This window comes from Deltaproteobacteria bacterium (genome assembly GCA_019308905.1).
Taxonomy (GTDB): domain Bacteria; phylum Desulfobacterota; class BSN033; order WVXP01; family WVXP01; genus JAFDHF01.
This window is the reverse complement of record JAFDHF010000086.1, coordinates 1-12681: the sequence shown is the minus strand read 5'-3', so window position 1 is coordinate 12681 and position 12681 is coordinate 1. Positions and strand designations below refer to the sequence as shown.

14 protein-coding genes are annotated in these 12681 nt (G+C 57.5%); 7 read left to right on the top strand and 7 right to left on the bottom strand.

Going from position 1 to position 12681, the window contains the following annotated elements; translation table 11 throughout:
* Positions 1–315, bottom strand: a 315-nt coding sequence (locus JRJ26_18890) for a transposase (GenBank protein ID MBW2059561.1), incomplete at its 3' end; no start/stop codon positions are given.
* Positions 290–646, bottom strand: a complete 357-nt coding sequence (locus JRJ26_18885; GenBank protein ID MBW2059560.1) for a transposase — start codon at positions 644–646, stop codon at positions 290–292. The genes JRJ26_18885 and JRJ26_18890, both read right to left, overlap by 26 nt.
* Positions 647–771: 125 nt before the next feature.
* On the opposite strand from JRJ26_18885, the gene JRJ26_18880 reads away from it, so the two are divergent.
* From JRJ26_18880 to JRJ26_18850, 7 genes are all read left to right on the top strand, one after another.
* Positions 772–1500 carry a transposase gene (locus JRJ26_18880; protein ID MBW2059559.1) on the top strand — a complete coding sequence of 243 codons (729 nt, stop codon included), beginning with the start codon at positions 772–774 and terminating at the stop codon, positions 1498–1500.
* A gap of 453 nt (positions 1501–1953) precedes the next feature.
* A complete protein-coding gene (locus JRJ26_18875; GenBank protein ID MBW2059558.1) occupies positions 1954–3321 on the top strand; it encodes a monomethylamine:corrinoid methyltransferase in 1368 nt (455 codons plus the stop codon).
* Positions 3322–3393: 72 nt separating this feature from the next.
* Entirely contained in the window at positions 3394–4782 is a 1389-nt protein-coding gene (locus JRJ26_18870) for an MmgE/PrpD family protein (GenBank protein ID MBW2059557.1), read from the top strand.
* A gap of 223 nt (positions 4783–5005) precedes the next feature.
* Positions 5006–6373 carry a monomethylamine:corrinoid methyltransferase gene (locus JRJ26_18865; GenBank protein MBW2059556.1) on the top strand — a complete coding sequence of 456 codons (1368 nt, stop codon included), beginning with the start codon at positions 5006–5008 and terminating at the stop codon, positions 6371–6373.
* Positions 6374–6569: 196 nt separating this feature from the next.
* Positions 6570–7226 carry a corrinoid protein gene (locus tag JRJ26_18860; protein ID MBW2059555.1) on the top strand — a complete coding sequence of 219 codons (657 nt, stop codon included), beginning with the start codon at positions 6570–6572 and terminating at the stop codon, positions 7224–7226.
* Positions 7201–7368 (top strand): hypothetical protein, encoded by a 168-nt coding sequence (locus JRJ26_18855; protein ID MBW2059554.1) that lies wholly within the window; start codon positions 7201–7203, stop codon positions 7366–7368. Before JRJ26_18860 ends, JRJ26_18855 begins: the two co-directional genes overlap by 26 nt.
* Positions 7369–7447: 79 nt before the next feature.
* The gene (locus JRJ26_18850) at positions 7448–8521 is read left to right on the top strand and encodes a hypothetical protein (protein MBW2059553.1); all 1074 of its coding nucleotides are present in this window, start codon (positions 7448–7450) and stop codon (positions 8519–8521) included.
* A gap of 25 nt (positions 8522–8546) precedes the next feature.
* Here JRJ26_18850 and JRJ26_18845 read toward each other — a convergent pair whose 3' ends face one another.
* From JRJ26_18845 to JRJ26_18825, 5 genes are read right to left on the bottom strand one after another with little or no spacing between them, the layout of a single operon-like run.
* Positions 8547–9530 carry a dipeptide ABC transporter ATP-binding protein gene (locus JRJ26_18845; GenBank protein ID MBW2059552.1) on the bottom strand — a complete coding sequence of 328 codons (984 nt, stop codon included), beginning with the start codon at positions 9528–9530 and terminating at the stop codon, positions 8547–8549.
* A gap of 13 nt (positions 9531–9543) precedes the next feature.
* Positions 9544–10569, bottom strand: coding sequence for an ABC transporter ATP-binding protein (locus JRJ26_18840; GenBank protein ID MBW2059551.1), 1026 nt, complete (start codon positions 10567–10569; stop codon positions 9544–9546).
* Positions 10570–10601: 32 nt separating this feature from the next.
* Complete coding sequence (locus JRJ26_18835; GenBank protein MBW2059550.1) at positions 10602–11495, bottom strand: ABC transporter permease; 894 nt, start codon at positions 11493–11495, stop codon at positions 10602–10604.
* Between the two features lie 17 nt (positions 11496–11512).
* The gene (locus JRJ26_18830) at positions 11513–12454 is read right to left on the bottom strand and encodes an ABC transporter permease (GenBank protein MBW2059549.1); all 942 of its coding nucleotides are present in this window, start codon (positions 12452–12454) and stop codon (positions 11513–11515) included.
* A gap of 47 nt (positions 12455–12501) precedes the next feature.
* A complete protein-coding gene (locus tag JRJ26_18825; GenBank protein MBW2059548.1) occupies positions 12502–12669 on the bottom strand; it encodes a hypothetical protein in 168 nt (55 codons plus the stop codon).
* Between the last annotated feature and the right edge of the window lie 12 nt (positions 12670–12681).

The following is a 12681-nucleotide window of genomic DNA, read 5'->3' as shown; positions in this document are numbered from 1 at the left end:
CCTCGAGTTGGCACACTCAGAGAGCCAACACCGGAACTGATCGTTCAGATCCTCCAGGTTTCCAAAGGTTCTACCGAGGAAGAAGTCTCGACGAATATAGCCAATGGGCCGCTCCACCTTGCCTTTTGTTTTTGCCCGATAGGGTCGACAGACCCTGGGCCTGAACCCATAGTGGTTGGCCAAAGCCATCAGGGCTGGGTGAAAGACCAAATCTCCACCGGGCTCTGTCCCCAATACGACGGTTTTCATCCGGTCATAGAGAACCTCCTCAGGGACACCTCCAAAAGCCTCAAAGGCTCCAAGGTGCCCGACCAAGACGCTGTGCAGATTCTGAGAGAGGAAATACCTGCCTGACATACTCCTTTACCATGGTGTAGCCCCCTGGATAACCGAGCTCCCTGATCTCCCGAAACAGACGGACCGCCGTCAGAGCCGGGTAGGCCTCCAAACGGGCCCTCACATAACCCCTCCATGGCCCGACCTTACTCACGCCCCTCTTCCTCGGCCCATAGCAGGGAGGCTCTGCCCCCCTCAAATACTTCCTCACCGTCTTTCGGTCTATCCCCAGTTCCCTGGCTATGGCACTGATAGTGTAACCCTTCTGCCTCAAATGACCGATCATTCCGTATTCTCCCAAGTCGATCATCTCCGGTTCCCCCCCCCGTCCAAAATCTCCTACTCCAGGGGAGAACCCTACCCCATACCCCAACTCCCTTCACCCTCTACCTGGGGAATTTTCAACCGCCACTTCTGGGGATTTTACCACCGGCGATGACATTGGGGGGCGCTTTTGCCATCCCGTTGGATCTGGAGCCGGTTTTGGCTGGAGAGGATGAGGTAGCGGCTGGGAGTCGACTCATGGAGCGGCTTTTGAGAAGGTATCCCAAGGCCTTTGATGTGGTGGTGGTTGATGGGTTATATGGACGGCCACGTTTTATCGAGCCGTTAGGAGACCACTCCAAACACATCGTCTTTGTTCTCAAGGGGAACAACTCCGATCTCCTAGAGGATGCGGGGGGACTATTTAGGAGTCAAGCTCCTTGTGTCAGCAAGCAGGGTTCGGTTCTTTATGAGCGCTGGGACGAGGAGGGGTTTGATCGGTGGCCGGAGATCGGTCCCCTTCGAGTTGTACGTTCTTTGGAGACCAAGGCCAACGGGGTTGACAGTTCTGACTGGTACTGGTGTACGAGTTTGCCAAGGGCCATTGTGCCGACCGAGACGGTCTGTCGGATCGGACACAAACGCTGGGAGATAGAGAACCAGGGGTTCAATGTTCTGGTCACCTACTATGGTCTTGATCACTGCTTCAAGCATCACCCCACGGCGATTGTGGCTTTTTCGCTGATCTGTTTTGTTGCCTACATGCTGTTTCAGATGTTCTACTACCGCAATCTGAAAATCCCTCTATCTCGCCGAGGCTCCATGCATTACGTGAGCCAGATGTTTGTTCAAAGTCTTCATGAGATGCTCCAACACTCTGCCCACCTAAAACCCGATTGACCCTGCCCAAGCCCGACTACCTGGACCACTAATTACCAGCCATAGCTCCTTGCCCACAGAGGGCCAACGATCCACCTCGGCCTTGTCACCGATTGCGGCCATGTAAGGCACAAGCTAAAACTCCAAAACCTCGGGTCTACGACTCTCCACCACCCTTCAAACCAGAAAATCCTCCTCCAATTCAGGACCTTATCCAAAACAAATAACGTAAATGCGGAATTGCTGTCTCCACGGGAAAACTGTTGACCCTCGACGTACCACAGTGATACTATTATGGCCTCCTTGAAAGAAATTGTTGCAACGCGTACCTTCTTTCTATCGTTGTTGGAAACTCGAAGGGTATTTGAGAGGGCTCGAAAGCTTCACGGGTGGGCACGTCCCCTCAGAGGCCCAGATGCTGTCTGTGGCGAGGGCATTTTTCTTGAGAAAATCCGCTGAAAGAGGAGGCAAAAGATGATCGGTTTCTTGGAGGTCTTCAAGCGCAGTCAGACAGGGCCTTACATCTCTGAAATGGACTTTGACCTAGGTTTTGACAGTGAACTAAGAGAAATAATAATGAAATACGGAATCAAGTACGATCCGGAAAACCCCATTCCGAATAATGATCAACTGGCAGATGATCTTTTTCAGGCGGGGCTCGAGTTTTACGAGAGAGTCGGGACCTTCTGCGTCGATTCGCAGCGGATCATCAAGTTCACACGAGAAGAAATCCTGGAGGCCCTGGCCACGGCGCCGACAAACAGCGTATTCGGCGAAGGCAAGGACGCCAAGCCCATGCCCGTGCGCCCGCCGGAAAGCGACCTGCCCCCCTGGTGCTTTGTAGGAGCTGTTGGCGCCGCCTGCACCGACGAATACCTGCTGTCCACCCTGGTCGAGGGATACGGCCTGGTCCCCATGGCCGACTCCATCACCACTCCGTCCCTCAAGACGATAAACGGCATGACGGTGGTGGTCAATACGCCTCTGGAGATCCTCGCCTGCATCCGGACGGTTGAGCTTTCCAGATCCGCCTTGAGAAAGTCCGGGAGGCCCGGCCTGCCCATAACCAACTCCATCGCTTCGGCCGTGACCGATGCCTCCAAGATCGCCGGGAGCCAGTTTGGGCTGAGACCGTCGGATGGATGGGTCATGGGCTCCATGGCCGAGATGAAAATCAACTACCAGCGGATGAACGAGATCGCCTATGTACTGAGTCTGGGAGGGAATATCCTCTCCGAAACCTCGCCGATGCTGGGAGGATACTGCGGAGGGCCTGAAGGGGTTGCCGTCGCCAACGTTGCTTACCACTTCCAGGCTATGATGGTGCAGAGGGGGGTACTCCACCTCAGCTTTCCCATCCAGTTCAAGCACGCCTGCAATACCTCCCGAGACGTGTTATGGGCCATAAGTCTGAGCAACCAGGCCATCTCCCGAAACAGCAGGTTCCCCCTCATCACCATCGAGATCCTTTCAGCAGGTCCCGGCACTGAGATGTGTTTCTATGAAAACGCGGCCCAACTGATCACGGATCTCGTCTCAGGAGGCAGCTTCGAAGGGCCCGGGGTGGGGAAAAACGCCCATGTTGATCATCAGAATCCCTGGGAGGCGAGGTTCTCCACCGAGGTCGCCTACGCCACCCTCGGTATGAAACGGGACACGGCCAACGAGATCGTGAAGGATCTCCTGAGCAGATACGAGTCGAAAATCCCAGAGGCTCCCGTGGGAAAGCGCTTCCAGGACTGTTTCAATGTCGAAACCCTGGAGCCGACCGCCGAGTATCTCGACCTTTACGGAAAGGTACGAGAGGAGATGAGAAAATATGATCTGAAATTCAGGTACTGAACCGGGCTTCGCCTATCACCCTCACCTTTGGAGCAACGAATCATAACGGAGCTGGACGGAAAGGAGACCCCGATGAAAAGATGGGTTACAAGGGAGCTCGCCTCGTATGCGGTGGAGAGATCCTTTGAGGACTATCCCGCACGGGTCGTCGAGAAGGCGAAACTCTTCGTTCTCGACAGCATCGGCTGCATGTTCGGGGGCTGCCAGACAGGTCTCGGAAGGGCTATTATGACACCCGTCAAGAACATGGGAGGGAGCGAAGAGGCCACCATAGTGGGCGGAGGGCTGAAGGTCCCTACGATTCAAGCTGCCTTTGTCAACGGGACCACTGCCAATGCCCTCGACTACGACGACACGCTCTTCGGGATCGGCCATCCCGGAGCTTCGATCATTCCCGCCGCCCTGGCCATGGGAGAGTGGAAAAAGGCGTCTGGCAAAGAAGTCATCAATGCCATCCTCATCGGCTACGATGTGGCCGACCGCATAGGAAAAGCGATCCAGCCCTCCTACGAGAGGCTTCAAAAGGTCTGGGGCGTGGGAACCTGGCAGACCTTTGGTGCCGTCGTCTCTGCAGGCAAGATTCTGGGCTTTGATACTGAGCGGATGCTCGACGCCTTCGGTGTAGCGGGAGCGACAGCACCGCTCCCGAACACCCAGAAATGGGGGTGGGACATGGAGGAGCGGCCGATCCATTGGGTCAAAGAGCCCACTGGATGGCCCGCCTGGACAGGGGCGACAGCGGCGGTCCTCGCTTCCCACGGGTTTGTCGGAAACAGGCACATACTGGATGGGGAGAACGGATTCTGGATCATGGCAGGATCGGACCGGTGCGATTTTGATGGGATGACAAGGGGACTGGGAACTGAATACGAGGTGGACGACATCGCGATCAAACCCTATTCTTCGTGCAGGTGGCAGCACGCTGCCCTCGACTGCGTCAGGGAACTCAAGGAGCAACACGGCTTGAAGGCAGAAGAGGTGGAGGAGGTGACCGTCCATTCCTTTGCCTGGGTGAAAAGACAGGAGATATACGGGCCTGCAGGCATGGTGGATGCCCAATTCAGTCTGCCCTATACCGCGGCCATGGTCTTGATGGGGCAGAGGCCCGGGCCCGCCTGGTATACGGCCGAGAACCTTGAAAGCAAAGAAGTATTGGGAGTCTCGAGAAAGGTCAGGGTCGAAATAGATCCTGACATCGACAGGGCTTATTTCGAAAAGGATAGGATAGCCGCCAGGGTCACCATCGTCAGGAGGGACGGGACCGGACTCGAAAAATACGTGGAGATCCCGAGGGGAGATCCTCTCAATCCCTTGACGATGGAAGAGGTAGAGGACAAGTTCAGAGACCAGGCCTCCTACAGCCTCGAGGAGCAAGAGATCGAGTCCGCCATCGAAAAAATACAAAACCTTGAAGATATCAAGGACATATCGGATCTGACGGCCTGTCTTGGCGGTCACTGATGACCGAGACGCTGGCATCGGATCCTGTTTATCCTCCAGGAATAGTCCCCGGAACCAGGGTGAGGGATCCTTAGAACCCAGAGGGTGGATCGGTGCAGATGGCGTTCTATTGCCCGCCTTTTCCGGAGGAAAGGGACGGCTGAGGCAAGCCCCAAGTGAAAGACGATAGAAATCGGGAATCTCCGTATTCTTCGGGAGTCAAGGAAGGAGGGTTGAAAAAAAAATGATCAGTCTCTACGAGGTGATCGACCGGGTCATGACCGGCAGGTACTGTTCGGAAAGCGAGTTCGACATGGAGATCCTCGTTCCCAGGATCCGGGAGCTTGTTTCCAAGTACAAGATCAAGTATGACCCCGACAACCCCATCCCGTCAGATGACGGCCTGGCCGACAGGGTGTTTCAAGCGGGTTTTGAACTCTTTCGCGATGTGGGGGTCTACTGCCCTGACACGGAACGGATCCTCCGCTTCAGCGAGGAAGAGCTCTGCGAAGCCCTCGCCCAGGCCCCCTCTGCCCCTGTTTTCGGGGAGGGAAAGGATGCGAAGGCCCTTGTCGCAAGAAAACCGGAGAGCACGGCCCGTCCTTGGTGCTTCATAGGCGCCGGCGGAGCGGCCGTATCCAATGAGGAACTCTTCGCGAGCATAGTGGAAGCCTATGCCGGTTTCATGCCCCTGGCAGACTCCATAACGGCCCCTTCCATCGTCTCGATAAACGGACGGACCGTAAGGACCGGTTCTCCACTCGAGGTTCTTGCATCCATCCGGGCGGTCGTCCTGGGCCGCGAGGCACTGCGCCGGGGTGGTCGGCCGGGCCTTCCGATCATGAATTCGATTGCCAATGCCGGAACAGATACTGCCAAGATCGCCGGGACCCAGTTCGGCTTGAGACCGTCGGATGGATGGCCTGTCGGACATACGGCCGAATTGAAACTGGAATATCAGCGCTTCAACGAGATCGCCTTTCTTACCACCTTCGGCGGCCACATCTGTGCTGAGACCGCCCCGATTCTCGGTGGTTACTGTGGAGGACCGGAAGGAACAGCGGTTACCAACGTGGCCTATCACCTGAGCGGGATCATCACCATGAGGGCCTCTCTGCACCTCACCTTCCCCACCCATTTCAACTACGGCTGCACCACTACCCGGGACGTGACCTGGGCCGTGAGTGTCAGCAACCAGGCTATCAGCCGTAACAGCCATTTTCCCCTTCTGGTCATAAGCTACGCGGCAGCCGGGCCGATGACGGAGATGGTCTACTACGAAATCGCCTCGGCCATCACCACCACAGTCGTATCGGGAGGGTCCATCGAATTCGGGGGTGTTGCAAAGGCGACCCATGTGGACCATTTCACCCCCATGGAACCCCGATTGGCCTCGGAAGTGGCCCATCGGGTAGTTGGGATGACCCGTAAGGAGGCCAACGGAATCGTGAAGAAGCTGCTTGAAAGGTACGAAGGCAATCTGGCCAGCCCTCCTCTCGGGAAGAAGTACGCCGAATGCTGGGACGTCGCCAGGAGGGTACCGGGCAAGGAGTACGTCGATTTCGACAGGAAGATGAGGAAGGAACTCTCGAATCTGGGTATTCCCCTCTGATTCGTTCGGGGAGGTGAGTCGACCTTTTTCATTGCAGACCAACCAGTTGCCGCTGAGAGATGCCCCGGAACGAACACCACCGAGTTTCCGGTCTACCTGTATTGCCGAAGGGAGGTTTACAACTGGTCGGAAGAATCGTTCAAGAAACGGAAGGGCCGTTTTCCAGTTGCACTTGACCAACAAGAAGGAGGATTCGATGGTTACGGCAAGAGTCTTTGAAGAGTTGAAGGAGGCAATTCTGGAACTCGACGAGGAGAAAGTCCAAAAGGTGGCCAATGATCTTGTCGCCCAGGGAATCGATCCTGTTGAGGGTATCGAAAAGGGACTCTCCCAGGGGATGACGATCATCGGCGACAAGTTCAACCGCGGGGAAGTCTACCTGCCCGAGCTGATCCGTGCGAGCAATACCTTCAATGCGGCCATGAAGATCCTCGAGCCTGAAATCCTGAAGCGAGGAGAGGAAAGAACCAGGCGTGGAACCGTCATCCTGGGGACGGTCAAGGGAGACATTCACAAAATCGGCAAGGACATTCTCGCCATGTTGATGAAGACCCGGGGCTTTGAAGTCTACAACCTCGGTGAGGACGTTTCCATGTCCACTTTTCTCAAACAGGCTGCCGAACACTCGGCTGACATCATAGGCATGTCGTCCCTCTTGACAACCACCATGCCCGGCCAGAAAGAGGTGATCGAGCTCCTGAAAGAGACGGGGGTTCGGGATAGGTACATCGTCATGGTGGGCGGGGGACCGGTCAGCGCCGAATGGGCAAAGGAGATCGGGGCCGACGGTTATGCCGAGACCGCCGAGGAGGCCGTCAGCCTGGCCGATGAGCTCATGTCCGGCAAGAGGTAGAAAGGATTTGATCTTCGATATCGTCGTAAAGAACGGGAAGATCGTCGATGGCACCGGTAACCCCTGGTACTATGCCGACATAGGTATCAAAGGGGGGAGGATCCGCGGCATAGGCCGATTGGAGGCGGCCGGCGGCGCGTAACAAGGGGCGACACTTTCTGCTTCAGCCACATCCGAGGGAAAGGCGTTGCTGTCGTCGATGCGGTCGAGGAGGCAACCTCATGAAGACAAACCCCGGCGTCAGGGTCTGCAAGGTGGGCGGCTCCCCTTTCGAAAGGGGAGTACAGTACGGCACTGCCTGTTCAGACCTTATCCAGAGGAATCTGGAGATCTACAGGTCGTGGTTCGTCCAGGTGGGTGGAGTGGACGAGAATCGATTGTCTTCTTTCGTGAGAGCAGCCACCCAAAGCATCCACGATTACGACCCGGACATAGCCGAGGAGATTCGCGGTATAGCTCAGGGCAGTGGGACAAGCCTTGAGGATATCGTCGCCCTCAACAGCCGCACCGAAATAGGGTATGCCCTCCGGGGAGAATGCACGGCTGTCGGGCTTGACCCCGTGCGGAGCGATACCGGGAACGTGCTGCTGGCCCAGAACTGGGACTGGCTTCCGAGCCTGGCAGAAGGGACGGTTCTCCTCGAAGTTGAACAGCCCGGCAGACCTACGGTGTTGACCCTTACCGAGGCCGGGCTGGTTGCAAAAATAGGGATCAATTCCCAGGGCATAGGGCTCGCCGTCAATCTCCTGGATTGCGGTTACGGCGGGAAGGGGGTCCCCTTCCACGTGCTGTGCCGAGGGGTCCTCAACAGCAGATGCCTCAGCGACTCCCTTGTTGCAATCCTCCGGTCAGCATGTGCGGGTTCGAGCAATCTCATGATCGCAAGCGCACAGGGAGAACTCATCGACATCGAGCTCGTGCCTGACGGCTTCTGCGAGATTCTGCCCCATGAGGGTCTGCTGCTCCATACGAACCATTTTCTCACACATGTGGGCCCAAAGGATGACCGCTTCAAGAGGCTCTATCCGGACACGATAACGAGACTGGCCCGGGCCAGATTCCTCCTCTCCCAGCAGGCAAGAATCTCTATAGAGGGCCTGTGGTCGGTCCTCTCTGACCACGTCAACTACCCCGACTCGATCTGCTGCCACCCCAACCCCGGACAGGACGAGATGCACCAGTCCCGCACCAATGCAAGCATCATCATGGATTTCGCCGGGAGAGAACTCCACCTGAGAGCAGGACCGCCGTGCTCCCGTCCGACCGAAATCCTCGAATTTCCAGAGGAAAAGTGAGACCTGCCCCCTCAAGGTTCGGGACTCAGAAATCAAGATGGCACGCCACCAGGTGGCCCGGCTCCACCTCCCTGAGGAGAGGTTCCTCCGAGCGACACCGTTTCTCCACATACGGACACCGTGTATGAAAACGGCAGCCCCCAGGCGGGTTTATGGGGCTCGGCACATCGCCCTCAAGGACCGCGATCTCGTGGCCGGCCCTGGGATTCGGGATGGGCACGGCCGCGAGAAGGGCCCTGGTATATGGATGGAGAGGCCTGGTAAAGAGGCTCTTCTTTTCGGCGATCTCCACGACCTTCCCCACGTACATCACCGCGATCCTGTGGCTGATATGTTTGACCACTGCCAGGTCGTGGGAGATAAAAAGATAGGTGAGGTGAAATTCTTCCTGCAGATCCATGAGGAGGTTGATAACCTGGGCCTGGATCGAAACGTCCAGGGCCGAGACCGGCTCGTCGGCAACGACGAGGCTCGGGTTCAGGGCGAGAGCCCTTGCTATTCCGATCCGCTGCCTCTGTCCTCCGGAAAACTCGTGGGGGTGTTTGGACATATCCTCACGGCGGAAACCTACACGGCTCAACAGGGCCTCGACCCGTTCCTCCTTCTCCTTGCCTCTGGCGAGGCCGTAGTTCTCGAGGGGCTCTCCCACGATCTCTCTGGCCGACAAGCGGGGGTTCAGGGAAGAGTACGGGTCCTGGAAAATGATCTGCATCTCACGACGGGCCGCCCGGAGCTCCTCTCCCTTGACATGGGTGATATCCTTCGATTTCAGCCTGATGGTACCCGCCGTGGGTTCGATCAATCTCAGAACGGTCTTGCCCACCGTGGTCTTGCCGCACCCGCTCTCCCCCACGAGGCCGAGCGTTTCGCCGTGTTCAATCGTGAAAGAGACCCCGTCCACAGCCAAGACCTGGCCAACAGGACGAAACAGCACTCCGCCCCGGAGGGCGAAGTACTTCTTGAGATCTCTCACCTCCAGGATAGGCTCTGTCTCCCTGCCGGCAAGCATGTCCGGCGCAGCTTCAGCCATGGGAATCGGACCTCACACGTTCGGTCTCCCAGCAGGCGACCCAGTGGCCCGGAGCCTTCTCTACGAGGGGCGGCGCCTCCCGCCTGCACCGATACCTGACAAAACCGCATCTCGGTGCAAAGGGACACCCTACGATGTCTCTCCTCAAGGAGGGGACGATGCCGGGAATTTCGTCGAGACGCACGTCTTTCTCTGCCCCTGGCGCTTCGTCGATACGCGGGATGGAGGCCATGAGACCCTGGGTGTACGGATGCATGGGTTGCTCAAAAAGCTCGCACACCGGGGCCTCTTCCACCTTGAGGCCCACGTACATGACTAGAACCCTCTCAGCCACCTCCGCAATAACGCCCAGATCGTGAGTGATCATGATGATCGCCGTCTCGATTCTATCCTTGAGCTGCTGCATGAGTTTCAAGATCTGGGCCTGGATGGTAACGTCCAGGGCCGTGGTCGGTTCATCGGCGATCAGGACTTTCGGGTTACACGAAAGGGCCATGGCTATCATTGCGCGCTGGCGCATACCACCTGACATTTGATGGGGATACTCCCGTGCCCGCCTTGCAGGCTCAGGGATGCGAACCAGTTCCAGGAATTCCACCACCCTTTCAAAGGCCTCTTTCTTCGAAAGCCCCTGATGGAGCATCAGGGATTCGGCGATCTGAAAGCCCACAGTCAGCACCGGATTGAGGGAAGTCATCGGTTCCTGGAATATCATGGAGATCTCGTTGCCCCGGACCTTGCGCATCTCTTCCTCAGGCAGGGCGAGGAGGTTGCGGCCTTCGAGATTGATCGTCCCGCTCTCGATGCGGCCCGGCGGCTGGGGGATGAGGCCCATAATCGAAAGGGCCATGACACTCTTGCCGCAACCGGATTCTCCCACTACCCCCAGAGTCTCGCGGCGATTCAAGTAGAACGACACCCCGTTGACAGCCCGCACCACACCATCCCTGGTGTAGAACCGAACCCTGAGGTCGTCCACCTCAAGGACGGGGTTGTCAGACAATGACGGTTTAGCCATAGCAGGAGTCACAGGGCTGCCTTGTCATCACCTCACATCTGCCGTGCCAGCCGTGGATCCAACATGTCTCGCAGGCCGTCACCCATCACGTTGACCGCAAGCACGGTCAGGGTCAGGAAGGTGCCGGGGAAGAAGATAATCCAGGGTGCCAGTTGGAAGTATACCCGCCCGCCGGCCATGATGTTGCCCCAACTGGGGATTTCAGGAGGCGTGCCCGCTCCGATGAAACCGAGAAGGGCTTCCATGATCACAGCCTCTGCGAAGGCGTAGGTCACCTGCACGAGGAGCGCAGCCATGGTGTTGGGCAGAATGTGACGGAAGAGCATCTTCGGAACACGCGTGCCGATAGAGACCGCAGCCTCCACATAGGGCTGCTCCCGGATGGTCAGCACTATGCTTCTTACCAGGCGAGCCACGCGGGGCACCTGGGGGATCGCGATGGCCATTACCACGTTTTCGATACTCGCACTGGTGATGGCAACCAGGGTAACTGCGAGCAGAATATCCGGGATGGCCATCAAGCCGTCCATAAGTCGCATGATGATCGAATCGAGGGTGCGGCTGTAGCCGGAGATCAATCCAACCAGCAAGCCGACGACACTGGCCAGTATGGCCACACTTATGCCCACCGTCAGGGAGATCCGGCCCCCGTGGAGCGTGCGGCTGTAGATGTCACGTCCGAGGTTGTCCGTACCGAACCAGTGCTCTCCCGAGGGCGGTCTGAGACGGTCGATCGGGTTGAGCGCCAGGGGATCGGAGCTGATATAGGGAGATGCCAGGGTCAGGCCCACCATCAGGATCAAGACCATCCCTCCCCCGACCACCGTGGGGTTGCGCCGCGCAAAATCCCAAAACCGGGCCCATGGCCCGGCTCCGGCATCGAGTTGTGCCTCCTCAAGGAGAATGTCACCCGGTTGTGCAACCATTTACCCTTGCCTCTTGTCTAGTACTGGATACGGGGATCCAGAAACGTATAGGAGATGTCCACAATCAGGTTGACCAGGAGGTATATGCCCGAGAACATCAGTGTGATCCCCTGGATCACGGGATAGTCCCGGGCCAGAACGGAGTCCACCACCAGCCGCCCGAGGCCCGAGATGTTGAAGACGCTTTCGGTCACCACCACACCGCCGATGAGCAGGGCGATACCCACCCCTATGATGGTCACAATCGGTACCGAGGCGTTCTTCAAAGCATGCCGCAGCATGACGACTCCGGCACTGAGGCCCTTGGCGTGAGCCGTACGGATGTAGTCCTCGGCCAATACCTCAAGAAGGCTGGCCCGCGTGATCCTTGCAATGAGGGCCGCGTAGATCAGACCCAAGGCGAGGCTCGGCAGGGTGATGCTCCGGAGAAAGGGCAACAACCCCTCTCTGATACTGACAAAGCCCTGTACCGGGAAAATCGGGATGTGGATGGAAAACCCGAAGATCAGTATGTAGGCGATCACAAAAACAGGGATGGAAAACCCCAGCACCGCAAAGATCATCACCACATAGTCTATCCAGGTCCCTGCCTTCCACGCCGCCAGGATCCCCATGGGCACTGCCAGGAGAACAGCCACCAGCATGCTCGCCACGGCAAGGGAGAGGGTGGGTTCCATCCGCTGGCCGATAAGCTTTGTAACCGGCATTTCTGAAAAGATCGAATCGCCCAAATCCCCGTGTGCGACTCGCCAGATCCACTTGCCGAACTGGACGTGCATGGGCTCGTTCAGGCCGAGTTTCTGCCTGATCCGCTCGATGTCCTTCGGCATGGCGTAGTTTCCCGCAATCACCGCCGCCGGATCACCGGGTGCAAGGTGAAGGAGAAGAAAAACAAAGACGACTACCACCCCCGCAACGGGGATGGTAGCCAGCAGACGTCTAACAATATATGCCCACATCCGCCTCTTCGTCCTCTTGCGGAATCAAGAACCGGACCTTCCTCCCCTTACTTCTTGCTCACATTCCAGAACAGGGGCACCGGGCTCTTCACAAGACCCACCAGGCGGTCGGCGCGGTAAGCAACCGGCTGGTAAACGGTTCCCAGAGGCACATATGTCACTACCTCGAATGCACGCTTCTGGATCGCCCGGGCGATCTCCTTCTGTTTCTCCACGTCCGGTTCCCT

Excerpts from the sequence above, each read along its gene's own strand:
- JRJ26_18875 (MBW2059558.1), top strand. The coding sequence starts at position 1,954 with ATGATCGGTTTCTTGGAGGTCTTCAAGCGCAGTCAGACAGGGCCTTAC.
- JRJ26_18835 (MBW2059550.1), bottom strand. The coding sequence starts at position 11,495 with ATGGTTGCACAACCGGGTGACATTCTCCTTGAGGAGGCACAACTCGAT.
- JRJ26_18845 (MBW2059552.1), bottom strand. The coding sequence starts at position 9,530 with ATGCTTGCCGGCAGGGAGACAGAGCCTATCCTGGAGGTGAGAGATCTC.
- JRJ26_18840 (MBW2059551.1), bottom strand. The coding sequence starts at position 10,569 with ATGGCTAAACCGTCATTGTCTGACAACCCCGTCCTTGAGGTGGACGAC.
- JRJ26_18860 (MBW2059555.1), top strand. The coding sequence starts at position 6,570 with ATGGTTACGGCAAGAGTCTTTGAAGAGTTGAAGGAGGCAATTCTGGAA.
- JRJ26_18865 (MBW2059556.1), top strand. The coding sequence starts at position 5,006 with ATGATCAGTCTCTACGAGGTGATCGACCGGGTCATGACCGGCAGGTAC.
- JRJ26_18870 (MBW2059557.1), top strand. The coding sequence starts at position 3,394 with ATGAAAAGATGGGTTACAAGGGAGCTCGCCTCGTATGCGGTGGAGAGA.
- JRJ26_18830 (MBW2059549.1), bottom strand. The coding sequence starts at position 12,454 with ATGTGGGCATATATTGTTAGACGTCTGCTGGCTACCATCCCCGTTGCG.
- JRJ26_18880 (MBW2059559.1), top strand. The coding sequence starts at position 772 with ATGACATTGGGGGGCGCTTTTGCCATCCCGTTGGATCTGGAGCCGGTT.
- JRJ26_18855 (MBW2059554.1), top strand. The coding sequence starts at position 7,201 with ATGAGCTCATGTCCGGCAAGAGGTAGAAAGGATTTGATCTTCGATATC.
- JRJ26_18850 (MBW2059553.1), top strand. The coding sequence starts at position 7,448 with ATGAAGACAAACCCCGGCGTCAGGGTCTGCAAGGTGGGCGGCTCCCCT.
- JRJ26_18885 (MBW2059560.1), bottom strand. The coding sequence starts at position 646 with ATGATCGACTTGGGAGAATACGGAATGATCGGTCATTTGAGGCAGAAG.